Genomic DNA, 24,469 nt, shown 5'->3' with positions numbered 1-24,469 from the left:
GGGTCACTCTTGAGTAAAGTAAAGCTTTTATCCGCCAGCGCTTGAACAGACTGGGGTAGGGCTTTATAACAGGCCCAAAATGCCGGGGTGGCAAAGTGCTTCAAAGCTCAGAGCACGATCCGGATTGAAAGGACTTCAGGGCGGTATTGGCCAAACCATCGAGTTTCCCTGAGCGGGCATCTTCCTCGATTTGATGGTCCCACGCCTCGGCATCAAACTCGCGGAACCAATTACGAAAAGCTGCCAGCTCCGTGGAGGATAGCTCGACAATCTCGCGTTCAATACTCTCGACTTTGCTCATAACAGTTTCCATCGGATCGGAACATGCAAAAGTATATCAAAAGTCGCAGATAGGGTCTAACATCAATTAGACATCATCTACACTACCCTTTTCGGCAGTGGTCGTCATCATGCGCGGCTGTTTTTCGAGCGGCTCTGGCGCTTCAATCAGCTTGCCGGTTTCTACGCCCATTTCCGCGAATTTGCGTGCGCCGGGGATAAGTTGGCGTTCGAAAGAACCGACGGCGGCGTTGTAGTTGTCTACGCTGCTGTTAAGGCCTTTGCCGACCTTCGCCAGGTGTTCGGCGAACACGCCGAGGCGTTTGTACAGGTCCTCGCCTACAACGCGGATGCGCTCGGCGTTCACCGCCAGCGTCTGCTGGCGCCAGCCGTAGGCGACTGCGCGCAGCAAGGCGACAAAGCTGGTGGGTGTGGCTAGAATCACCTTCTGCCGCAGCGCAATTTCGATCAGGTCGCGCTGAATATCAAGCGCGGCGTTCAGGAACTGGTCGCCGGGGATGAACAGCACAATAAAATCGGGCGCGTTCTTGAATTGCTCCCAATAGGATTTCGCGGCGAGTTCGCGCACGCGTTTGACGACGTTGCGCGCATGGCTTTCGAGATGGAGGGTGCGCGTGGCATCGTCGGGGGCCTCGACGGCGCTGAGATAGGCATCGAGCGGTGTCTTGACGTCAACGATGATTTCGCGCCCGTCGGGCATGCGCACGATCATGTCGGGCCGCATGCCGCCTTCCGCTGTTGACGTGTGCTCCTGTTCGAAAAAATCGCAATACTCCACCATGCCGGCAAGCTCGGCGAGACGCTTGAGGGTAAGCTCACCCCATTGTCCGCGCACCTCCGGGCGGCGCAGAGCCTGCACCAGATTACGGGTTTCGCTTTGCAGCGACTGCTGGTTCAGCGCCATGGTTTCGAGGTGCTTGCTGAGCGAGCCGAAGGATTCCTTGCGTTCGAGCTCGATCTGGCGAATCTGTTGTTCGTTTTTCTCCAGCGCGTCCTTGATGGGCTTTACCAGTTGCTCGATGGATTTTTCCTTCTGTTCCAGATCGCCTTGCGCCTTGATGTGAAACTGTTTGAGATTTTCCTGCGCCAGCTTGAGAAATTCTTCGTTGTTGCTGCGCAGCGCCTCGCTCGCGAGCGCGGTAAAGGTGTGCGTGAGTTGCGCGCGCGCGGCTTCGAGCGCGGCTATTTTTTCCGCGCCGCTGCACTGCTCGGCATTGAGTTGTGCGCTCAGTGCGGCGTTGTCCCGGTTCAATGCGCCAAGCCGGCGTTGCATGAAAAGATACGCGACTACACCGCCTGCCAGGACGCCCAGCAGGGCAATTGCAATCAACATGAGCAGGGAAACCGGCTCAGTCATGTGCGGTGATCCAGTCGAGTAGTTCTGCAGGATGCGCGATCATGCCGTCCGCGCCCCAGTTGTCCGGTTGTTCGTCTGCGCCGATGTAACCGAATAGCGCCACCAGCGTTTTCATGCCCGCGCGCTTGCCGGCCTCGATGTCGCGCGCGGCGTCGCCGACATATATGCACTCATGCGCAGCGCTCCCCGCGAGGTGGCAGGCGTGCAGCATGGGCGCGGGATGCGGTTTGCGCTCGGCCACGGTGTCACCGCTCACCACGCACGCCGCGCGCGCCGTCAGGCCGATCTGTTCCAGTAACGGGTCGGTGAGCCACGCGGGCTTGTTGGTCACTACGCCCCAGTTCATGCCGCGTTGTTCAATAGCGCCGAGCAGTTCCTCGATGCCGGGGAACAGGCGCGTGTGTCGTGTCAGATGGTTGCGATAGATGTCGAGCAGGCGCAGGCGCAGCGGTTCAAACGTAGCGTCGTCCGGTTCAATTTGAAATCCGAGGCGGATGAGCGCGATCGCGCCGTGTGACACCACAGGCCGGATAGCCTCAAAGGGTAACGGCGTGCGGGTCTGCTCCTGCAACACAGCGTTGAGCGCGAAGGCGAGATCGGGGGCGGTATCGGCGAGCGTGCCGTCCAGATCGAACAAAATGGTGCGCAGTGCGTGACCGGTAGCAGGCTGAGGATGGGTAAGTCTAGTCATCAGAGCGCAGGACATGCGCGAAATAATTCACGGAAACATCGCGGTACAAGCTGTAACGTTTCGTCAAAGGGTTGTAGTTCATGCCGGTCAGGTCGCGGAGCGTGAGCCCCGCGTGCCGCGACCACGCCTCCAACTCCGCAGGCCGGATAAATCTGCTGTAGTCATGCGTGCCTGCGGGCAGCAGTTTCAATATATATTCGGCGCCTATCACGGCGAACAAATAAGATTTCAGATTGCGATTGATGGTAGAGAAAAACACATGACCGCCGGGCTTGACGAGTTGCGCGCAGGCCTTTACCACAGAGGTCGGATCGGGAACATGCTCCAACAGCTCCATGCAGGTGACGACATCGTACGTGCCGGGTTCCTGCGCAGCGAGCTGCTCTGCGCTCATGTAGCGATAATCCACTTCCGCGCCGGACTCCAGCAGGTGCAGCGCCGCCACCTTGAGCGGGGCCTCGCCCATGTCTATACCGGTGACCTTCGCTCCGCGCAGGGCCATCGCCTCGGAGAGGATGCCCCCGCCACAACCGACATCCACGACCTTTTTACCGGCCAGCCCGGCGCGCGCGTCAATATAATCGAGCCGCAACGGATTGATATCATGCAGCGGCTTGAACTCGCTCAGAGGGTCCCACCAGCGCGACGCCAGCTTCTCAAACTTGGCGATTTCGCTCTGGTCTACATTTTTCGTGGAGGCAACCATAGGCCCATTCTATATGTAAGGCCGTACCAAGGGTAGGTGCGAATTCATTCGCACGTGTGGCCGAATGAATTCGGCCCTACAGATTTAACGGCGCGCTATCCTGTCACGCCACTGCTGCGTCTTGCGCAGAATTTCAGTTTCGTCCAGGGTGGTGAGCGCCCGGTTGTTGAGCAGTCGCTGACCGGCCACCCAGACATCGGTGACGTGGTCCCGGCCCGCGGCGTAGACCAGTTGCGAGATGGGATCGTATACGGGTTGGGTTTCTATGCCGCCGAGATAGACGGCGGTGATGTCGGCGGATTTGCCGGGGCGCAGGGAGCCGATTTCCGCATCGAGATCCAGGGCGCGGGCGCCGTTGAGGGTCGCCATGCGCAGTGCGGTCGCGGCGGGTACGCTGGTGGCGTCGCCGCTGACGGCCTTGGCGAGCAGGGCGGCGCTCCGCATCTCACCGAACATGTCGAGATCGTTATTACTGGCTGCACCGTCGGTGCCGAGCGCGACATTGATGCCGGCCTTGATGAGCTTGTCCACCGGACAAAAGCCGCTGGCCAGTTTGAGGTTGGACTCGGGACAATGCAGCACATGACCGCCGCTGGCTGCAAACCCGGTGATCTCGGTATCGGTGAGTTGCGTCATGTGCACGGCTAACAGCCGTGGCGACAGCAGCCCGAGATCCCGCAGGCGCTGCAAGGGGCGCACCTGGTGGTGTTCAAGGCTATGGGCGATCTCATCGGCGGTTTCATGGACATGCATGTTGATCGGGATGTCCAGTTCCTCGGCCAGCATGATGATCTTATTCAAGGGCGCATCCGACACCGAGTAAGGGGCGTGCGGGGCAAAGGTGGTCTTGATGAGCGGGTGGTCATGATAGGCGTCATGCACCGCCAGACCTTTTTCCAGATATTCTTCCGGAGTTCCCGCCCAGGCGGAGGGAAAATCAATGAATATCAGGCCTACGCTTGCACGCATCCCGCATTGCGAGGCTGCCTTGGCCGTGACATCCGGGAAGAAGTACATGTCGTTGAAACAGGTCGTCCCGCTGCGCAACATTTCGGCGATGGCGAGCCGAGTCCCGTCCTGAACGAATTCGGCGCTGACCCATGCGCTTTCCGCGGGCCAGATGTGCTTGTTCAGCCATTCCATCAGGGGCAGGTCATCGGCCAAGCCGCGCAGCAGCGACATGGCGGCATGGGTATGGGCATTGACGAGACCTGGGATCAGGACATGGTCATTGAGATGCAACGTCTGTGCGGCTTGATAGCGCTGTGCGGCCTGATTGCCCGGCAATAGGTCTACGATGCGCCCCGCGTGAACAGCCAGGCAATGATGTTCTAAAACACCCTCCGGCTCCACCGGAATGATCCAACGGGCGTGGATGAGGGTATCAACCTGTTGCATTTTTATTTAGGGGACCTCTGATCAATCCATGTTGAACCGCCAAGACGCCAAGATTTTTCTTTACAGGTCAAAAAGCTTTTCTTGGTGACCTTGGCGCCTTGGCGGTTGACGATATATTTTTCAGAGCTTCCTTAGAGGTGCCTATAAAAAAAGCCCCGCAAAAGCGGGGCTTAATAAACTCAAGAAGGAGATACGTAACGTTACTTTGTCTCGCGCTGCACCTTGACCTGTACCACCACGCGGCGGTTGGGGGCCAAGCACTTGATCAGCGCCTTGTTGTGGCGGTTCTCGGCGCCTTTTACATCGCTGCAGCTCACCACGGGCTCGGATTCACCCTTGGCAACGGTCTCGATGCGGCCGGCGTCTACACCTTTGCTGACCATGTAGGCCTTCACAGCCTTCACGCGGCGATCGGACAACGCCATGTTGTATTTATCGCTGCCGATACGGTCGGCGTGACCGGTGGCCAGGATGCTTTCGATTTCGGGGTGGGCCTTCATCTTGCCGATGAGGTCATCAATCTTCGCCCTGCCCTCGGGCTTCAGCGTGGATTTATTGAAGTCGAATAATGCATCCGTCTCCAAAATGGCTGCTGCCATGGCGGGTGGCTTCGGGCCTACGGGCGGAGGAGTCAATTCGGCAGCCTTCTTCTCCTCAGCCTTAGCAGGGCCACCGCATTCCGGTACGACATCCTGCGGTGTCCATGACCCTGTGCGCACGCATTGGCCTTGGCTATCTCTAACAAATTGACCGCTGCTATCAACTACATAGCCGGGATTATTGAAGACAGGAGTGTGAGCATACGCTACGCCCAGAACCATAGGCGAGGTGAGGACTACCGCACTGCTCACGATCAGATTCTTAATTGTTTTGTGCATAATTCGTGCTCCTTAATTAGTGTTGAAATTGTATCCCACTATACCCAAAATCGGCTTGGACGACAATGGTTTTAACTGGTGAGTTCTGATAAGGCCTGCTCACCAGAATACACATTTAATTTATAATCTACCATACTGCGGTAGAAAATAAAGCCTTTTTGCCGCCTTTTTTAGGCCATTTTCCCGGAGTTTTATCATTAATTACGACACGATTAGGACCCTACAATGGCAAGAGGGGACGCTTAGGCTGCTCGATCAGCGCCTCCTGCCCCAGCGTCATGAATTTGTCATATGCAAAGATGCTGCCGGCGTGGCAAGCGCTATCCGTGACATGGCGGTCCGCGGCGCACCCGCCATCGGTATCGCCGCGGCCTACGGCGCGGCGCTGGCGGGGGCGGCGCGCTACGCGGCCTCACCGGGGAGCTGGAGGCAGGATGTCGAGCAGGATCTGGCGCTGCTGGCCGCTTCCCGGCCTACCGCCGTTAGCCTGTTTTGGGCGCTGGAACGGATGCGGGGTGCGATCAAACACGCCAGCGGCGACCCCACCCAGGCCTTGTTTGCCGAGGCGAAAAAGATCCATGAGGAGGACGTTGCGGCCAACCGGCGCATGGGTCAGCTCGGAGCGGCCTTGCTGGAGGGGCGAAACGGGGTGTTAACTCATTGCAATACGGGGTCATTGGCCACCGGGGGCTATGGGACGGCGCTGGGGGTGATCCGCGCCGCCTATGCCCAGGGTAAGGTCACGCAGGTCTATGCGGGCGAGACCCGGCCCTGGCTACAGGGGGCGCGTCTGACGGCCTGGGAGCTGCTGCAGGAACATATTCCGGTGACTCTGATCGCCGATGCCGCGGCAGCGGCGTTATTGCGTCTGGGAATGATACAGTGGGTCATCGTAGGCGCCGACCGGATCGCCGCCAACGGTGACGTCGCCAACAAGATTGGCACCTACAGTCTGGCTATTGCCGCCCGTCACCACGGGGTCAAGTTTATGGTAGTTGCCCCGGCCTCGACAATAGATATGAAGGTGGCCTCCGGTGCGGACATCCCGATCGAAGTACGCGCCGCCGCGGAAGTCCTTACGCTTAACGGCCAGGCCATTGCCCCCGGAGACGCCGGGGCATGGAATCCGGCCTTTGATGTGACACCCGCCGCCCTGATAGACGCCCTGGTGACCGAGCGCGGCGTGGTCCTCAGGCCTGATCGTGAAAAGATGATCGAATTGATGCGTACGCCCTAACCACCCCGCCGGTTTTTGTCTCATTTTCGGCGCATTCAGGTATGCGGATGTGGTAACATATTCGGATTAAAAATAGCAGCCTGAAATTCCCTGAACGCATGTCTCGTCCGCACAGGATACATCCCGCCTGATGGTTGATTTTGCCAAAGAAGTCCTCCCGATCAATATCGAAGAGGAGATGAAACAATCGTACCTCGATTACGCCATGAGCGTGATCGTGGGCAGGGCGCTGCCGGACGTGCGCGACGGCCTCAAACCGGTGCACCGCCGCGTGCTGTTCGCCATGCAGGAGCTGGGCAACGACTGGAACAAGCCGTATAAGAAATCCGCCCGCGTGGTGGGCGACGTGATCGGTAAATACCACCCGCACGGCGATACCGCGGTCTACGACACCATCGTGCGCATGGCGCAGCCTTTTTCGCTGCGTTACATGCTGGTGGATGGGCAGGGCAACTTCGGCTCGGTGGACGGCGACTCGCCCGCCGCGATGCGTTATACCGAGGTGCGCATGTCGCGCATCGCGCACGAGATGCTGGCCGATCTCGACAAGGAGACCGTAGACTTCGTTCCCAACTACGACGAATCCGAGCGCGAGCCCGCGGTGCTGCCGGCCCGCATCCCCAATCTGCTCATCAACGGCTCCTCGGGTATTGCGGTGGGCATGGCCACCAACATCCCGCCGCACAACCTCATCGAGGTCGTCAACGCCTGTCTTGCCCTGATCGATAATCCCAGCATGGACATCCCGGCCTTGATGAAGTACATCCCCGGCCCGGACTTTCCCACCGCCGCCATCATCAACGGCGCGCGCGGCATCCATGAGGCCTACCACACCGGTCGCGGCCGCATCTATGTGCGCGCCCGCACCGAAATCGAGATTGACGAACATCGCGGCGGCAAACAAAGCATCATCGTCACCGAGTTGCCCTACCAGGTCAACAAGGCGCGCCTCATGGAGAAGATCGCCGAGCTGGTCAAGGAGAAAAGAGTCGAGGGCATCACCGAGCTGCGCGACGAGTCCGACAAGGACGGCATGCGCATGGTGATCGAACTGCGCCGCGGCGAGATAGCGGAGGTGGTGATCAACAATCTGTATCAGCACACCGCGATGCAGAGCGTGTTCGGCATCAACCTGGTGGCCCTGGTGGAGGGCGAGCCGCGGCTGCTCAATCTCAAGCAGATCCTGGAGCAGTTCGTCCGCCATCGCTCCGAGGTGGTTACGCGGCGCACGATATTTGAACTGCGCAAGGCCCGCGAGCGGGGGCATATCCTGGAAGGCCTGGCGGTGGCGATCGCCAATATTGATGCGGTCATCGCGCTGATTAAGTCCTCGCCCGACCCGGCAGCGGCCAAGCTCGGCTTGACGCAAACGCTGTGGACGTCCGGCGCGGTGACGGAGATGCTCTCCCGTGCCGGAGTGGCTGCCGCAAGGCCCTTAGACCTGCCGCCCGGGGTGGGTTTGAGCGGGGCGGGTTACCGTCTTTCGGAGACTCAGGCTCAAGCCATCCTGGACTTGCGCCTGCATCGCCTCACGGGATTAGAGCAAGAAAAAATAATAAGTGAATTCAATGGAATAATTGATACTGTTAATAATTTACTTGATATTCTGGCCCGCACCGAAAGGTTGATGCAGGTGATCCGTGATGAGTTGATCCAGATCCGCGAGCAGTATGGCGACGCGCGCCGCACCGAGATCCTTTCCGATCAATCGGATCTGCGTACCGAAGACCTGATCAGTGTCGAGGACATGGTCGTGACCCTGTCGCACGCGGGCTATGCCAAGGCCCAGCCATTGTCACTCTATAGCGCCCAGCGCCGTGGCGGCAAGGGCAAGCAGATTACCAGCGTCAGGGACGAAGACTTCGTGGAGAAGTTATTTGTCGCCAGTTCCCACGACACCATTTTGTGCTTTTCCAGCCGGGGCAAGGCTTACTGGCTCAAGGTCTACGGGTTGCCGCAGGCCGGGCGCGCGGCCTTGGGCAAGCCGATCGTCAATCTGCTGCCGCTGGAAGAGGGCGAGCGCATCAACGCCATCCTGCCGGTGCATGAATTTTTGCCCAACCAGTACATCGTCATGGCCACCGCCAGCGGCACGGTGAAAAAGACCGCCCTGACCGAATTCGCGCGCCAGCGCAGCAGCGGCATCATCGCCGTGGATCTGCGCGCGGACGATCAACTGGTCGGGGTGGCGATCACCGACGGCAGCAAGGACATCATGCTGTTTACCAGCGCCGGCAAGGTGATCCGCTTCCCCGAGGACGAGGTGCGCGCCATGGGCCGCACCGCCTGCGGCGTGCGCGGTATCCGTCTCCCGCCGGACCAGCGCGTCATCTCATTGATTATCGCCGCCCCCGGCATGGTGTTGACCGCAACGGAAAACGGTTATGGCAAGCGCACTCCTATTGAAGAGTATCCTGTGCAAGGCCGCGGCGGCCAAGGTGTGATTTCTATCCAAACCAGCGAGCGTAACGGCCAGGTGGTGAGCGCGGCGTTAGTGGGTGAGGAAGATGAGCTGATGCTGGTGACCAACGGCGGTACCTTGGTGCGCACGCGCGTCAGGGAAATCTCCAGCGTGGGGCGCAATACCCAGGGAGTGAAGCTGATTAGTCTCAGTGAGGGTGAGAAGCTGGTGGCGGCGGAACGGATTGTGGACACCGAGCAGGATCAGAATGGCGCCGAGGCTAAGCCGCATAATTCAGATACAGGAGAAAAGAGACAAGATACAAGTTAAAAAAACAAGCCCAACTTTATTTGTGTAGTTCTCTTGTATCTTTTCTCTGTAGTTATAAGGATTTTATTATGTCTCGTGTGTATAATTTCAGTCCCGGCCCGGCCGTGTTGCCTCTCGAGGTGTTGCAACGCGCCAGTGCAGAACTGGCGGAGTGGAACGGCTCCGGGATGTCAGTGATGGAGATGAGCCATCGCGGCACGGAATTCATGGCGATCGCCGCCCAGGCCGAGGCCGACCTGCGCGAGCTCATGGCCATCCCCGCAAATTACAAGGTGCTGTTCCTGCAAGGCGGGGCCAGCCTCCAATTCGCCATGGCGCCGATGAATCTGTTGCGGGGGAAAGATAAGGCCGACTACATCAACACCGGTGAGTGGTCGCAGAAGGCGATTGCCGAGGCGCAGCGCTATTGCAAGGTCAACGTCGCCGCCAGCACCGAGGCCGATAAATTCACCCGTGTTCCGCCTCGGAAGGAATGGCAGCTCGACCCGCAGGCCGCTTATGTGCACTACACGCCCAACGAGACCATTGGCGGCGTGGAGTTTCACTGGGCGCCCGAGACCGGCGCCGTGCCGCTGGTGGCGGACATGTCCTCTACTATCCTGTCGCGTCCGGTGGATGTGAGCAAGTTCGGCGTCATCTATGCGGGCGCGCAGAAGAATATCGGCCCGGCGGGACTCACCGTGGTGATTGTGCGCGAGGATCTGATAGGTCAGACCATTGCGGGCACGCCGCGCATGCTGGACTACAAGATACACGCCGACAGCGGTTCGATGTATAACACCCCGGCGACCTATAGCTGGTATATCGCGGGCCTGGTGTTCGACTGGATCAAACGTCAGGGTGGGCTGACGGCGATGGCCAATCTCAACAAGCGCAAGGCCGACAAACTCTATGCCTGCATAGACAACTCCGGCGGCTACTATCGCAATCCGGTGGAGAAGGCGAGCCGGTCGTGGATGAACGTGCCGTTTACGCTGGCCGATCCCAAGCTCGACAATACTTTCCTCAGTGAGGCCAAGCAGGCCGGCCTCGTGACCCTGGCGGGGCATCGCTCGGTGGGCGGCATGCGGGCCAGTATTTATAACGCCATGCCGGAACAAGGCGTGGATACGCTGGTGGAATTCATGGCGGAATTTAAGCGGCGGAATGGTTAACCACAGGGAAAAGATACAAGGGAACTACACAAAGCATTGGGCAGGTTTTTAACTTGTATCTTGTATCTTTCCTCTTGTATCTGCATTTCGCGCCTGTGCGTGAGATTTAGAACTTATCCATAAATAATTTACCGCAGAGGGCGCAGAGGAATCAAGAAGGATTTGTTTCTCCTCCGCGTCCTCCGCGTCCTCCGCGGTGAAGCTTTTTCACCGCAAGGGACGCAGGGGAACTATTTATGGATATGCTCTTAATCGGGGAAAAACTAATGTATAAAATTCTTACTTTGAATAGCATCTCCGCGGTGGGCTTGGAGCGGCTGCCGCGCGACAAATATGAGGTTGCCTCGGAGACCAAAAATCCAGACGCCATTCTGCTGCGTTCTTACAAGATGCACGACATGGAAATTCCGGCCAGCCTCAAGGCGGTAGGCCGCGCTGGGGCGGGCGTCAATAATATCCCGGTGGATAAGCTGAGCAAGCTCGGTATCCCGGTGTTCAACGCGCCGGGGGCGAATGCCAACGCGGTGAAGGAACTGGTATTGGCGGGGATGCTGCTCGCCTGCCGTAACATCTGCCAGGCGTGGGATTTTTCCCGTCACCTGCAAGGCGACGATGCCACCCTCAACAAGCTGGTCGAGGAGGGTAAAAAGAATTTTGCGGGATTTGAGCTGCCCGGCCGGACGCTGGGGGTGATCGGTCTCGGCGCCATCGGGCGCGAGGTGGCCAATATGGCGCTCGCCTTGGGGATGAAGGTAATCGGCTTTGATCCGGGTATCACTGTGCAAGGGGCGTGGAAGCTCTCTTCGAACGTGCAGCAGGCCGCCAGCGTGGACGAGCTTATCGGCAAGTCGGATTTTATCTCGCTGCACGTGCCGTTGAGCGACGCCACGCGCCATCTCATTAATGCCCAGCGTTTCAAGCTGATGAAAACCGGCGTAGTGCTGCTCAACTTCGCGCGCGAGGGGATCATTGATGACCCGGCGCTTGACGAGGCGATCAAGACGGGCAAGGTCTACGCCTATGTCTGCGACTTTCCGAGCAACCTGTTCAAAAACAACCCGCGCGTCATCGCGCTGCCGCACCTCGGGGCCTCCACCGCCGAGGCGGAGGATAACTGCGCCGTCATGGCGGCGGAGCAGGTGAGCGACTTTCTCGAGAACGGCAATATCAAAAATTCGGTGAATTATCCCGAGGTCATCATGCCGCGCAACGAGGGTTACCGCATCGCCATCGCCAACGCCAATGTCCCCAACATGGTAGGGCAGATCTCCACGACCATGGCCAAGGCCGGGCTCAACATTGTGGACCTGCTCAACAAGTCGCGCGGCGACTACGCGTTTACGCTCGCAGATGCGGCAAGCCCTATCCCTGAGTCCGTGATTAAAGAAATTCGGGCTATCGAGGGCGTGTTGTCGGTAAGGACGTTGTAAAAATAGATACAAGATACTAAGGTGCAAGATACAAGTTCAAAATCATCTGGGATTTTTGTGGTTACTTGTATCTTGTATCTTTTTCCTTGTATCTGCCTTTAATTATGGATGACAAACTATCCTCGCTACGCAGCCGTATTGATGATCTGGACGAACGTATCCAGACCTTAATCAGCGCGCGCGCGGCGCTGGTCAAAGAGGTGGGCCAGGTCAAGCAGGAATTGGGGGAGAGCGCCGACTGTTACCGGCCCGAGCGTGAGGCGGAGATTTTGCGCAAGGTTGCGGCTCGTAATCAAGGGCCGCTGAGTGACGAGGATCTTGCCTGTCTGTTCCGTGAACTGATGTCGGTGTGCCGCGCCCTGGAGCAGCCGATGCGCGTTGCCTATCTGGGTCCTGAAGGCACTTTCACCCAGACCGCCGCCTTAAAACACTTCGGCCACTCGGTGCAGTTAATGCCGCAATCGTCCATCGAGCAGGTTTTTCATGATGTCGAGGCGGGCGCCATGGCCTATGGCGTGGTGCCTGTCGAGAATTCCTCCGAGGGTGTGGTCAATCATACCCTGGACATGTTCATGACCTCCCCCTTGAGGATTTCCGGCGAGATCGAATTACGCATCCATCACCATCTGTTGGGACGCATGGAGGATCTCAAGTCCGTCACCTGCGTCTATGCCCATCAGCAGGCCCTGGCCCAGTGCCGTCGTTGGCTGGACGCGCACCTGCCCGGCGTCGAGCGCATGGCGGTGCGCAGCAATGCCGAAGGGGCGAGGCGCGCCGCGCAGGAAACCGGTGTGGCCGCGATCGCCGGAACCAACGCTGCCGAAATCTATCGGCTGAAAGTGTTGGCGGCGGATATCGAGGATGAGGCGAATAACACCACGCGCTTTCTGGTCATCGGCCGTCAGTCGGCGCCGCCCAGCGGCAACGACAAGACCTCACTTATGATTTCAACCGGCAATCGGCCGGGCGCCTTGTATCATTTGCTGCAACCGTTCGCCCGCTACAACATCAGCCTGACGCGCATCGAGTCGCGTCCCTCGCGGCAGGCCGCGTGGGACTATGTGTTCTTCGTAGACCTCGACGGGCACAGCCAGGATCCGGACGTTGCAGAGACCCTCAAAGAGTTGGGGGCGGAGGCGTCGTTTGTAAAAGTTCTGGGCTCTTATCCGCGTGCCATTCCTTAACCTTACTCAGCGTTGATGAGTATGAACTTTCCATAAATAATAAATAATTCACCGCAGAGGACGCAGAGGGGTGCGATCAAAATAGTTTGCTTTTCCTCCGCGTCCTCAGCGGTGAAGCCTTTTCACTGCAAGGGACACAGGGGAACTATTTGTGGATATACTCTATGTCATTTATTGATCTCGCCGTGCCGGGTATCCGGTGTGTGCAACCGTATGTGCCGGGCAAGCCCCTCGCTGAATTGGAGCGCGAATACGGCGTGACGAACGCGATCAAGCTTGCCTCCAACGAAAATCCGCTGGGGCCGAGCCCGCTGGCGGTAGCGGCGGTCCGCGAGGGGTTGCACGATCTGGCGCGTTACCCCGATGGCGGTTGTTTTGCACTGAAGGCGAAATTGGCCGCACGGCCCGGCGTGCACGAAAACCAAATCACCTTGGGCAATGGCTCCAATGACATTCTGGAATTTGCCGCGCGTGCCTTTGTTACACCCGAACACGAGGTCATTTTTTCGGAGCATGCCTTCGCGGTCTACCCGATTGTCACCCAGATAGTCGGCGCGCGTGCGCGGGTTGCGCCGGCGCGTGACTGGGGTCATGACCTGGAGGCCATGCGTGGTTTGGTCAATGAACGCACGCGGCTGATTTTTATTGCCAATCCCAATAACCCCACGGGTACCTGGCTTGCGGCCAAACCGCTGGAGGATTTTATCAGTAGCCTGCCCTCCCATGTCATGGTGGTGGTGGATGAGGCCTATTTTGAATATGCCTGCGATGCCTGTCCCGATTATCCCGATGCCTTGCAATGGCTGGACAACTATTCCAACCTCATTGTCGCACGCACCTTTTCCAAGATTTATGGCTTGGCGGGCTTGCGCATCGGTTATGGCGTCGCGCACCCGGAAGTGGCCAATCTGCTCGATCGCGTGCGCCAGCCGTTTAATGTCAACAGTCTTGCGCAACTCGCGGCCGAGGCCGCGCTGGATGACGTGGAGCATATCGCCCGCAGCCTGGAGGTCAACCGGCAAGGGATGAAACAATTGACCGAGGCGTTTGCGGCGATGCAGCTTCCCTGCATCCTTTCCGCCGGCAATTTCGTCGCTGTGGATGTAGGCCGGCCCGCGGCGCCCATTTACGAAGCGCTGTTACGCGAAGGTGTGATCGTGCGCCCGGTGGCCAATTATGGTATGCCGCGCCATTTGCGCGTTACCGTCGGATTACCTCAAGAAAATGAGCGTTGCATCGAAGCGCTGAAGAAGGTCTTGGCATCATGCCGCTGATCAATCGCTTGCTTATCATCGGCGTCGGGCTCATCGGCGGTTCGCTCGCTCGCGCGCTCAAGAAGGCCGGGGCATGCAAGGAGATCGTCGGTAGCAATCGTAACAGCGCGCAATTAAAAAAGGCCGTTGAACTCGGTGTGATAGACCGCTACGACACCGATATTGCAAGGGCGGCCGCAGGTGCGGATATGATCGTGCTGGCTGTGCCCGTGGGAAGTACCGAGGCGATACTGCGCCAGCTCAAGGGTCATCTGGATGCCAAGACTGTTATTACCGATGCAGGCAGCACCAAACAGAGTGTGATTGAAGCGGCGCGTGCGGTGTTTGGCAAAGTGCCTGGCAACTTCGTGCCGGGCCATCCCATCGCCGGCATGGAACAGAGTGGGGTAGAAGCGTCATCCGCGCAGATGTTCCAGAAACGCCGCGTGGTGCTGACACCCTTGCCGGAGACCGATACACAGGCGCTTAACAAGGTGCGCATGATGTGGGAGCAGGCGGGAGCAGAAGTCGTGCAGATGGATGCGCGCGCGCATGACGAGATACTGGCGGCGACCAGCCATTTGCCGCACGTGCTGGCGTACACGCTGGTGGACACGCTGGCGCGCATGGAGCAGCACGCCGACATCTTCCGTTTTGCCGCCGGGGGGTTTCGTGACTTCACACGCATCGCCGCCAGTGATCCGGTGATGTGGCGCGATATTTGTTTGGCCAATCGCGAAGCGATATTGAAGATGATTGAAAAATTTAGCGCTGACCTTAATCACTTTGGAGCAGCCTTACGCGACAAAGACAGTGCCGCCCTGCTCGCCCTGCTTAGCCGCGCGAAGGCGGCGCGTGATGCGCTGAATAATAGTTAAGCTCAAATGATTGCCTATAACGTAAACCCCGGCGGTCAATTGCAAGGCCGTCTGCGAGTGCCGGGAGATAAATCCATCTCGCACCGCGCCGTCATGCTGGGTTCGATTGCCGAAGGCGTCACAGAGGTGCGCGGTTTTTTGGAGGGAGAAGACAGTCTGGCGACGTTGGCCGCGTTTCGCGCGATGGGGGTGAAGATAGAGGGGCCGAAACAGGGTCGTCTCACGATTCATGGCGTTGGGCTGCATGGGCTTAAGGCGCCTTCCGGGCCGCTGGATCTGGGGAACTCGGGGACCTCGATGCGCTTGCTCTCCGGCCTTTTGGCGGGGCAAAATTTCGATAGCATGCTGGTGGGCGATGAATCGCTGTCGCGCCGGCCGATGAAGCGGGTGACGGAGCCGCTGGCGCGCATGGGTGCGCGCATTGATGCGACAGGGCAGGGTACCGCGCCGCTTAAGATTCACGGCGGCCAAAAGCTCACCGGAATTGACTACGTCATGCCGGTGGCGAGCGCACAGGTGAAATCGTCCCTGCTGCTCGCGGGGCTGTATGCCAACGGCCGCACCTGCGTGACGGAGCCCGCGCCGACCCGCGATCACACCGAGCGCATGCTGACGGGTTTCGGTTATGCCGTCAGCCGGCAGGGCAATAAAATCTGCCTTAATGGAGGGGGACAACTAAAGGCTACGGCAATAGACGTGCCCGCCGACATCTCCTCGGCGGCCTTTTTTATGGTAGGTGCGAGCATTGCGCCCGGTTCTGATCTTACGTTGGAGCATGTCGGCATCAATCCTACACGCATCGGCGCCATCAATATCCTTAAGCTGATGGGTGCAGATATCGAATTGCTCAGCTCACGTGAAGCCGGCGGCGAGCCGGTCGCCGACATCCGCGTGCGTTGCAGCCGGTTGCGAGGTATAGAGATTCCGCTGGATCAGGTGCCGCTTGCCATAGATGAGTTTCCTGCCATATTTATCGCCGCCGCTTGCGCCGAGGGTAAAACGGTGTTGCGCGGGGCCGAGGAACTGCGCGTGAAGGAGAGTGACCGTATCCAGGTGATGACCGACGGCCTGCGGGTCTTGGGTATCCATGCGCGGCCTACCCCGGATGGGATTATCATTGAGGGCGGACAGTTGGGTGGCGGGGTGATAGAGAGCCGCGGCGATCATCGTATCGCCATGTCGTTCGCCATCGCGGCGCTCTGTACCACCGACGCTATCACCGTCCGCGACTGTGCCAACGTCAATACCTCGTTTCCCGGTTTTGTGGACCTCGCGCGTCGCGCCGGGTTGGATATAACGGCAAGTGACCAGTGACAAGATGAAACTTGTATCTTTTCCCTTGTATCTGCCTTTGTGATCCCGGTTATCACCATAGACGGACCCAGCGGGTCGGGAAAGGGTACGATCAGTCAGATCGTCGCCCAGCGTTTGGGCTGGAATCTGCTGGACAGCGGCGCGCTGTACCGGCTGTTGGCCTTGGCGGCGCGTCGGGGCGGTATTCCTTTGGACAATGAGGCGGCGCTCGCCACCTTGGCCAAAAAACTGGACGTGCAATTTGTCGCTGGAACTGTAGGGCAACCGCCCTCGCAGAATCAGGTCATGCTGGAAGGGGAGGACGTCGGCGAGATGTTGCGCAGCGAACAGTGCGGGAACGACGCCTCCAAGGTCGCGGCCTTGCCCGCCGTGCGTGAGGCCCTGCTGGATCGTCAGCGGGCCTTTCGCGCCCCGCCGGGTCTCGTCGCCGACGGCCGGGATATGGGCAGCGTGGTTTTTCCGGATGCCGATCTCAAAATATTCTTGACCGCAAGCGCGGAAAGGCGCGCCCTCAGGCGCTATAAGCAGTTGAAAGACAAAGGGGTTGATGTTAAAATTCCTAACCTTGTGGAAGAGATAGCTGAACGGGATGTGCGCGACAGCACGCGCTGTGTGGCGCCCATGGCGCCAGCCAACGATGCAGTGGTGCTGGATAGTTCGGATCTCACTATCGAGCAGGTCGCCGCTCGCGTGATGGACTTATGGCGTGAACACGCCCGGCGTTAGCCGTCACACTTAGAGCTTATCCATAAATAATTTACCGCAGAGGACGCAGAGGGATACGATTAAAGACGGGTTGATTCTCCTCTGCGTCCTCTGCGGTAAATCGTTTTTTGTTAGATGCTTTCAGAGTAGTGCAGCAGTAGATTCATCAGGCGGTCCGGTATTGGCGCGGCCAACACGGACTATTTTATCAACGCGCATAGGCGCCTTTTTGGAGTAACGGCCAGTTTTATTTATTGGTCAAGGATTTGGGTATGATGGAAAATTTTGCGGAATTGTTTGAACAGAGTCTGACGACCAAACAGATGCGTCCGGGCTCGATTGTGACGGGTACAGTAGTCCATATCGGGCGCGATGTGGTGATCGTGAACGCCGGCCTCAAGTCGGAGGGTGTCATCCCCATCGAACAATTCTACAACGAGGACGGCAGTCTCGAAGTAGCCGTCGGAGATCAAGTAGATGTAGCGCTGGATATGCTGGAAGACGGCTTTGGCGAAACCAAATTATCGCGTGAAAAGGCCAAGCGTGACCAAACCTGGGTACGCCTCGAGCGCGCCTTTGAAGCAAGCGACACCATCACCGGTATTATCAGCGGCAAGGTCAAGGGCGGGTTTACCGTGGACATCAGCGAGATCCGCGCCTTTTTGCCCGGTTCGCTCGTGGATGTGCGCCCGGTGCGCGACACTACCCATCTGGAAGGGAAAGAGCTCGAATTCAAGGTCATCAAGCTGGATCGCAAACGCAACAACGTTGTTGTCTCACGGCGCGCCGTGGTTGAAACCGAGACGAGTTCTGAGCGCGAGACCCTGCTGGGGACTCTGCAAGAGGGCGAGATCGTCAAGGGTGTGGTCAAAAACCTCACCGATTACGGCGCCTTTGTGGATCTCGGCGGCATAGACGGCCTGCTGCATATCACCGATATGGCCTGGAAGCGGGTCAAACACCCCAGCGACGTGGTGAAGGTGGGCGATGAGATTGATGTCAAGGTGCTCAAGTTCGACAAGGAGCGCAATCGCGTTTCACTGGGCCTCAAGCAGATGGGCGACGACCCGTGGGTCTATCTCGCCCGCCGATACCCGCAAGGCACACGCCTGTTCGGTAAGATTTCCAATATCGCCGATTACGGTTGTTTCGTCGAGATCGAAGAGGGTATAGAGGGTCTGGTGCACGTCTCCGAAATGGATTGGACCAACAAAAACGTTCATCCCTCCAAGCTGGTGCAGCTCGGTGACGAGGTCGAGGTCACGGTGCTGGACATTGACGAAGAGCGCCGACGCATCTCGCTCGGCATGAAGCAGTGCAAGCCCAACCCCTGGGAAGAATTCTCTACCACGCACAACAAGGGCGATCACATCACAGGCAAGATCAAATCCATCACCGACTTTGGTATTTTCATCGGCCTTGACGGCGGCATAGACGGCCTGGTGCACTTGTCGGACATCTCCTGGAACACCCCCGGCGAAGAGGCCGTGCGTAACTACAAGAAAGGCGATGAACTGGAAACCGTGATCCTCGCGGTGGACCCGGAGCGTGAGCGCATTTCATTGGGCGTCAAACAGCTTGATAAAGATCCCTTCTCCAATTTTGTCGCCGAACACACCAAGGGCAGCGTTGTAAAAGGCGTCGTGAAAGAGGTGGACGCGAAAGGGGCCGTGCTGCAACTGGCGGAAGGCGTGGAAGGACACCTGCGCGCCTCGGAATTATCGCGTGACCGCGTCGAAGATGTCCGCACCGTGCTGAAGGTGGGCGATGAGGTGGAGTCCAAGTTCCTGGGCGTAGACCGAAAAAACCGCACCATTACGCTTTCCATGAAGGCCAAGGCCAGTGATGAAGAGGCGGAGGCCGTTCAGGATTACAGTCGTGGCGGCTCGGTAAGCAACACCACTTTAGGCGATATCCTCAAGAAGCAGATGGAGACCAAAAACGCCTGAAGTCTGTCCTAAGGAAACTCTGAATAATTCCATCCATGGAATTTTCAGAGACGGCCGCTCCTGCGCATCCCTGCGCCCGCGGCATTGGGGCTTCCTGCCCGGCAAAAAGCGAAAACGTGGTTTTTGCCTTTCTTCATTTTTCAAATACGTACGTATTTGAAAAATGGCGGCACATCCGTGTACCGCAGGAATCTCTGTATAAACAGAGATCCTTAACGGATTCTACTGAGGGATACAGATTATGACGAAATCGGAACTCATAGAGATACTCTCCCGCAAGCAGACTCAGTTGGCCTATAAGGATATAGAGCTGACAGTGAAGACCATGCTCGATCAGATGGGGCAGGCGCTCGCCAACGGTCAGCGGATCGAGATCCGCGGCTTCGGCAGTTTTTCCCTGCATTACCGGCCGCCTCGTGTCGGCCGCAACCCCAAGACGGGTGACCCGGTGTCGCTGTATGGAAAGTATGTGCCTCACTTCAAGCCGGGCAAAGAGTTGCGTGAACGAGTCAATAGCGGCATGAAATAAGTACCGGCGTGCAAAACCCGCACGGCATGCGCTGAAAAGCCCATGCCGTTTTTTTTTGACGTACAGGGACGTACTAATGTCGCGGGCGCATGGATGTGCAGGAGCGACGGCTCCGGTAATGATTGATTCAACCTCGCTATTAGGCTTATCCTGTGCAGTGTCGCTCCCGGCATCTTGCCTCCCGCGACATTGGCACATCCCTGTACGGCATGGGAGGCAAGATGCCGGGAGCGACCGACATTAGTACGTCCCTGTACGTCAGAGGTGGCATCGTGCGTATTATCCGTTTAGTGTTTTTCTTTATCATCCTGCTCCTGGGTTTGAGCTTCGCGGTGCTCAACGCAGATCCCGTCAAGCTCGATTATTACTTCGGCAGTTGGCAGGCCCCGTTATCGCTGCTCCTGGTTACAGCCATGACCTTGGGGGTGGCGTTCGGCATCCTGGCGTGCATGGGTATGTTGCTGCGCTTGAAGAGAGAGGTGGGCACGCTTCGCAAGTCGGCACAGCTTGCTCAGGAAGAGATCACGAATCTGCGGGCCCTGCCTCTCAAAGGGACTGAATAGTGTGGGAATTGCTGTGGCTCTTGTTGCCTGTGGCGGCCGTCTCGGGTTGGTGGATCGCCAAGCGCGACAGCAACCGCAGCGCGCATTACAAAACCCCCGGCCTGTCGTCTCATTATTTCAAGGGGCTCAATTATCTGCTCAACGAGCAGCCCGATAAGGCCATAGAAGTATTCCTCAAGATGCTGGAGGTGGACAGCGAAACGGCGGAGACTCACCTGGCCCTGGGCAACCTGTTCCGGCGCCGCGGCGAGGTGGACCGCGCCATCCGCATCCACCAGAATCTTATCGCCCGTCCCTCCTTAAGCCGTCAGTTGCGTACACTGGCTCTGCTGGAGTTGGGTCAGGATTATATGCGGGCGGGATTATTCGACCGCGCCGAGACCTTGTTCCTGGAGCTGATCGAGATGAACGACCATACCGCACCGGCGCTGCGGCACCTGATTGATATCTATCAGCAGGAAAAGGAATGGGATAAGGCGATAGCTGTAACGAAAAGATGGGAAGAGGTCAGCGGTAAAAGTTGCTCCGAGGTCATCGCCCATTATTACTGCGAATTGGCCGAACAGGCGCGGGAGCGGCGAGATCTCGAGCAAGCCGCGCAGATGATCGAACGCGCACTGGAATTCGATCGCAACTGTGTCAGGGCAAGCTTACTGCAGGGAGACATGGAAGTGGAGGCGGGAGATTGCAAGGCAGCCATTCGCACTTTCAAGCGGGTCGAGCAGCAGGACCCTGATTATCTTCCTGAAATCATCGAGCCGCTGCTCGATTGCTACAACAAATTGGGGCAGACCAGCGAGATCATCGCCTATCTAAAACAGATCCTTGCCAAGCACAATAGCATCAGCCTGATACTCGCGCTCGCCGAACTGTTGCGCCAGCAGGAAGGCGACGATGCGGCCGCTAATTTTATTACCGAACAGCTTCGTAAACGTCCGTCGGTGCGCGGCCTAGATCGTCTCATCGAATTGAATCTCGCACATTCCGAAGGCGCCGCGCGAGACAACCTCCTGATCCTCAGGGATCTCGTAAAAAAGCTGCTCGAGGAAAAACCCGTCTATAAATGCAATCACTGCGGATTCGTAGGGAGGTCGCTGCATTGGCAATGTCCAAGCTGCAAGACCTGGAACAGCATGAAGCCTATCCATGGGGTCGAAGGTGAATAACTCGCCGATTATAGTCGCGCTGGACTTTGCCGATCCGTCCAAGGCGCTGGAACTCCTGAGCCGCCTCGATCCGAAGCAATGCCGTGTAAAGGTCGGCAAAGAACTATTCTGCAGGGGCGGCCCGGTATTAGTAGAGAAGATAGTGAAGCAGGGCTTCGATGTCTTTCTCGATTTGAAATTTCACGACATTCCAAATACTGTGGCGCAGGCCTGCATTGCGGCCGCGGATCTCGGCGTGTGGATGATAAACGTCCATGCCCTGGGCGGACGCAAGATGATGGAGGCGGCGCGTGCGGCGATCAGCTCGCAATCCAAACCCCCGTTATTAATTGCCGTCACCATTCTCACCAGCCTCGATGCCAACGATCTCCTCGAAATCGGCCTTGCGGGAGCTCCGCAGGAACATGTCATGCGCCTGGCCGCTTTGGCCGAACAAGCGGGTATGGACGGCGTCGTCTGTTCACCCTGGGAAGCCTCGGCGCTGCGAGCCGCCCACGGTAAGGAATTTCGCCTGATTACGCCCGGTGTGCGCCCACAGGGTGCGGATAAGGGCGATCAAAAGCGCACCATGACGCCGGCGGAGGCGCTGCGGCAGGGCGCTGATTATCTGGTTATAGGACGGCCGATTACCGCGGCCGCCGATCCTGGTCGCACCCTGATAAGTATCCAAGTGGAACTTGCTGAAGTAATAATATGAAAGGAGCCAGGCCATGACCGCGCAATGCACACATCTTGATCAAATCCAAAAAGTGACACCCAGCGCGCCGGGCTGTGAAGGCTGTCTCAAGACTGGAGACGAAGGGGTACAACTGCGTCTATGTTTGATCTGTGGGCATGTGGATTGCTGCGACTCGTCGAAGAATAAACACGCAACCAGGCGTTTTCACGGCACCGGTCATCCTATTATTCAATCCTTTGAACCGGGCGAAGAGTGGCGTTGGTGCTATGTGGATCAGACCTATCTTTAAGCCCGTCAGGAAGCTAAAGCGGTTTCGAGGCGCGTAACACAGCGTCCAACAGACCTGGAAAGCGGGAGTCGAGATCTTCGCGGCGCAGTGAATTCTTAATCGCGTTGGGCTTAAGCCCCAACCAGGCGCAGGCGCTCATCGAAAAACTCGCCAGGGAAACGCTGCCGAACGGCATCACCTTTGAATGGACCGATCTCACCTATCAGCAAATCCTCGCCGGTAACACCGCCATTCTGGTGTTCCCGCTGTGCGTGCTGCTGGTGTTTCTGGTGCTCGCCGCGCTCTACGAAAGCTGGACGCTGCCGCTCGCGGTGATTTTGATTGTGCCGATGTGTCTGTTATGCGCCATCGCAGGTGTGTGGTTCACCGGCAACGATAATAATATCTTCACCCAGATCGGATTTATTGTGTTGGTGGGGCTGGCGTGCAAAAATGCGATCCTGATCGTCGAGTTCGCGCGTGAACTGGAGATGCAGGGCCGGGACGTGGTGGGCGTCGCGGTATTCGCCGGAATGCTTGGCGTCACCTTGTTCGGCCTGCTGCTCACGCCGATGTTTTACGTGTTGCTAAGAAGCAGACGCAGTAAGGCTGTTGCCGCCGAGCCGGCGTTACTCAGGAGTCACAAAGTAGGGTAACAATGCTTATGACGTGACTCCTGAGTAAATACCCTGTTATACCTACCCCCACCCTGTCTTCTGCGCTGTGCTTCCTGCGCCGCGCAAAAGTCCAGGGTGCACATCCCTGTGCACCCGTTCGGCAGCTTCGCTGCCTCACCCCCCTACATAGGGGGCGGGGACGTAGCAGGAAGTGTAGTCTTACTTACTGACTTATGAGTATCTACGGAGTCCTGATGCCGGGCCGATAGAGTTGAGAAATGGCGGTGCTCGCGGTGCTCTCGGATTCCGCCCCGCTTGCAGACCAGGGTAAGCCGTCCGTGGCTTACCCGCTCGCAGCAAAGCTGCTCGCCCCTGTACCACACGGAACCTCTGACACATCAGGGGTTCCTTAACAGGTTTTTAGCGACGTCATGCAGCGTTGTGAAAAAAACCTTGCCATGTTCATCCAGCCAGCCGGCCTCCAACTTTGCAAACGCCTTTTGAGTAAGTTTGCTGAGCCGATTAGCGAGCGCCGTGAGTCCGCGGATCTCCTGGGCTTCGTTCGGCCACTGCTGGCTGGCAATGTCGATCTCATTGGCAAGTATTTGTGCATCGTGCAAGTCACCGAGCAGATCCTGCAAGGATTCCAACTGTTCAATGAGCATCGCATCACCCTCTAATGACTCAGCGAAGGGCTCCAACAGATAACGCAAATGCTTGCCTGCGATACGAGCTTGATGAGCTTCTTGCTCATCGGTTATTGATTGGACTTTTGAAAGATGCTGTTGCAATGTTTGCCCTAATTGTACGATCCGCTCTGCAGCGACCCCCGCGTAACTTTGTTCATGTGATGATTTATGCAAGCTCACGGTTACGGTATAGAAAGACAAGCGCCGCTCGAGTCTAGCTTGGATGTGGCTGAAGGTTGTGGTGATATAACGATGAAGTTCACGATCGGCTACCGTTTTGCGGTCTTTCAGCTTTTGGAGCATCCTGCGCGCTCCGATACGCTGCCGGGCGCCAAGCCGGGAGAGTTGTTTATACAGCCAGGCAAGCTGTACTTCGAGGTCACGGCTCGTGCGTGTCACAGCGGCCAGCTCACGCAATTGACGGCGCATCGTCTTGGATAGACTCTCTCTGAGATAAGGTTTGTAGGCACGCAAACAGCTACGTAAGCGCCGCAATGCGACGCGGAAATCATGCAGGGCTTCAGTGTCTTTAGGATCATCAAGACGCTGTTGTGCGCGCTGTATTTCTTCGAGCAAAGCAAGGGCAAGGAGACGGGCAGCTGTCTTAACTGGGAGAGTGAGCAGCTGGGATGAAGGTATCGCCATACTGATTACTAGAGCATTTTTGATTTAAGCACATACATATCCAGAAGACGCAAAATAGTTTTTGCATTCGTCTAGCGAGAACGCATCAAGGAGTTTTCCGATTTCATCCCACAAATCGCTGACTGTACGTTTGGCGGCCTTGCGCAAT

At 57.7% G+C, this 24,469-nt stretch carries 20 protein-coding genes and 2 pseudogenes; 15 read left to right on the top strand and 7 right to left on the bottom strand.

The features are described from left to right. Window positions 1-100: 100 nt before the first annotated feature. From HY028_01900 to HY028_01875, 6 genes are all read right to left on the bottom strand, one after another. Window positions 101-301, bottom strand: coding sequence for a hypothetical protein (locus tag HY028_01900; GenBank protein ID MBI3343622.1), 201 nt, complete (start codon window positions 299-301; stop codon window positions 101-103). A gap of 66 nt (window positions 302-367) precedes the next feature. Continuing rightward, window positions 368-1,657 carry a DNA recombination protein RmuC gene (gene rmuC, locus HY028_01895; protein ID MBI3343621.1) on the bottom strand — a complete coding sequence of 430 codons (1,290 nt, stop codon included), beginning with the start codon at window positions 1,655-1,657 and terminating at the stop codon, window positions 368-370. After that, window positions 1,650-2,348 (bottom strand): HAD-IA family hydrolase, encoded by a 699-nt coding sequence (locus HY028_01890; protein MBI3343620.1) that lies wholly within the window; start codon window positions 2,346-2,348, stop codon window positions 1,650-1,652. Before HY028_01890 ends, rmuC begins: the two co-directional genes overlap by 8 nt. Beyond that, complete coding sequence (gene ubiG / locus HY028_01885; protein MBI3343619.1) at window positions 2,341-3,054, bottom strand: bifunctional 2-polyprenyl-6-hydroxyphenol methylase/3-demethylubiquinol 3-O-methyltransferase UbiG; 714 nt, start codon at window positions 3,052-3,054, stop codon at window positions 2,341-2,343. The genes HY028_01890 and ubiG overlap by 8 nt, the downstream gene beginning before the upstream one ends. A gap of 84 nt (window positions 3,055-3,138) precedes the next feature. Continuing rightward, entirely contained in the window at window positions 3,139-4,452 is a 1,314-nt protein-coding gene (locus HY028_01880) for a TRZ/ATZ family hydrolase (GenBank protein MBI3343618.1), read from the bottom strand. A 200-nt stretch (window positions 4,453-4,652) separates the two neighbouring features. After that, window positions 4,653-5,273: an OmpA family protein gene (locus HY028_01875; GenBank protein ID MBI3343617.1), complete on the bottom strand. Its 621-nt coding sequence runs from the start codon at window positions 5,271-5,273 to the stop codon at window positions 4,653-4,655. Between the two features lie 268 nt (window positions 5,274-5,541). On the opposite strand from HY028_01875, the gene mtnA reads away from it, so the two are divergent. From mtnA to HY028_01800, 15 genes and pseudogenes are all read left to right on the top strand, one after another. After that, a complete protein-coding gene (gene mtnA / locus HY028_01870) occupies window positions 5,542-6,567 on the top strand; it encodes an S-methyl-5-thioribose-1-phosphate isomerase (protein MBI3343616.1) in 1,026 nt (341 codons plus the stop codon). Window positions 6,568-6,697: 130 nt separating this feature from the next. Next, window positions 6,698-9,298 carry a DNA gyrase subunit A gene (gene gyrA / locus HY028_01865; protein ID MBI3343615.1) on the top strand — a complete coding sequence of 867 codons (2,601 nt, stop codon included), beginning with the start codon at window positions 6,698-6,700 and terminating at the stop codon, window positions 9,296-9,298. A 68-nt stretch (window positions 9,299-9,366) separates the two neighbouring features. After that, window positions 9,367-10,452, top strand: coding sequence for a 3-phosphoserine/phosphohydroxythreonine transaminase (serC, locus tag HY028_01860; protein ID MBI3343614.1), 1,086 nt, complete (start codon window positions 9,367-9,369; stop codon window positions 10,450-10,452). A 266-nt stretch (window positions 10,453-10,718) separates the two neighbouring features. Further along, window positions 10,719-11,882, top strand: coding sequence for a phosphoglycerate dehydrogenase (locus HY028_01855; protein MBI3343613.1), 1,164 nt, complete (start codon window positions 10,719-10,721; stop codon window positions 11,880-11,882). 104 nt (window positions 11,883-11,986) lie between these two features. Continuing rightward, the gene (gene pheA / locus HY028_01850; protein ID MBI3343612.1) at window positions 11,987-13,066 is read left to right on the top strand and encodes a prephenate dehydratase; all 1,080 of its coding nucleotides are present in this window, start codon (window positions 11,987-11,989) and stop codon (window positions 13,064-13,066) included. Between the two features lie 164 nt (window positions 13,067-13,230). Continuing rightward, complete coding sequence (locus tag HY028_01845) at window positions 13,231-14,340, top strand: histidinol-phosphate transaminase (GenBank protein ID MBI3343611.1); 1,110 nt, start codon at window positions 13,231-13,233, stop codon at window positions 14,338-14,340. Beyond that, a pseudogene (locus HY028_01840) lies at window positions 14,331-16,511 on the top strand (bifunctional prephenate dehydrogenase/3-phosphoshikimate 1-carboxyvinyltransferase). Before HY028_01845 ends, HY028_01840 begins: the two are co-directional and overlap by 10 nt. 39 nt (window positions 16,512-16,550) lie before the next feature. Next, complete coding sequence (cmk, locus tag HY028_01835) at window positions 16,551-17,237, top strand: (d)CMP kinase (GenBank protein ID MBI3343610.1); 687 nt, start codon at window positions 16,551-16,553, stop codon at window positions 17,235-17,237. A gap of 251 nt (window positions 17,238-17,488) precedes the next feature. Continuing rightward, entirely contained in the window at window positions 17,489-19,165 is a 1,677-nt protein-coding gene (gene rpsA / locus HY028_01830; protein ID MBI3343609.1) for a 30S ribosomal protein S1, read from the top strand. Between the two features lie 241 nt (window positions 19,166-19,406). Continuing rightward, window positions 19,407-19,694 carry an integration host factor subunit beta gene (locus tag HY028_01825; GenBank protein ID MBI3343608.1) on the top strand — a complete coding sequence of 96 codons (288 nt, stop codon included), beginning with the start codon at window positions 19,407-19,409 and terminating at the stop codon, window positions 19,692-19,694. Between the two features lie 152 nt (window positions 19,695-19,846). Next, complete coding sequence (locus HY028_01820; GenBank protein MBI3343607.1) at window positions 19,847-20,257, top strand: LapA family protein; 411 nt, start codon at window positions 19,847-19,849, stop codon at window positions 20,255-20,257. After that, on the top strand, window positions 20,257-21,423 hold the full coding sequence (lapB, locus tag HY028_01815) for a lipopolysaccharide assembly protein LapB (GenBank protein ID MBI3343606.1): 1,167 nt from the start codon (window positions 20,257-20,259) through the stop codon (window positions 21,421-21,423). Before HY028_01820 ends, lapB begins: the two co-directional genes overlap by 1 nt. Beyond that, on the top strand, window positions 21,404-22,120 hold the full coding sequence (pyrF, locus tag HY028_01810; GenBank protein MBI3343605.1) for an orotidine-5'-phosphate decarboxylase: 717 nt from the start codon (window positions 21,404-21,406) through the stop codon (window positions 22,118-22,120). The genes lapB and pyrF overlap by 20 nt, the downstream gene beginning before the upstream one ends. 13 nt (window positions 22,121-22,133) lie before the next feature. Beyond that, a complete protein-coding gene (locus tag HY028_01805) occupies window positions 22,134-22,391 on the top strand; it encodes a UBP-type zinc finger domain-containing protein (GenBank protein MBI3343604.1) in 258 nt (85 codons plus the stop codon). 122 nt (window positions 22,392-22,513) lie between these two features. After that, window positions 22,514-23,026: pseudogene (locus HY028_01800) on the top strand (efflux RND transporter permease subunit). A gap of 359 nt (window positions 23,027-23,385) precedes the next feature. Here HY028_01800 and HY028_01795 read toward each other — a convergent pair. Further along, window positions 23,386-24,321, bottom strand: coding sequence for a CHAD domain-containing protein (locus tag HY028_01795; protein ID MBI3343603.1), 936 nt, complete (start codon window positions 24,319-24,321; stop codon window positions 23,386-23,388). Window positions 24,322-24,469 lie beyond the last annotated feature (148 nt).

This window comes from Gammaproteobacteria bacterium (genome assembly GCA_016195665.1).
Lineage (GTDB): Bacteria > Pseudomonadota > Gammaproteobacteria > SURF-13 > SURF-13 > JACPZD01.
Note: the sequence above shows the minus strand (reverse complement) of the source record. Positions and strands in the feature narration are given on the sequence as shown.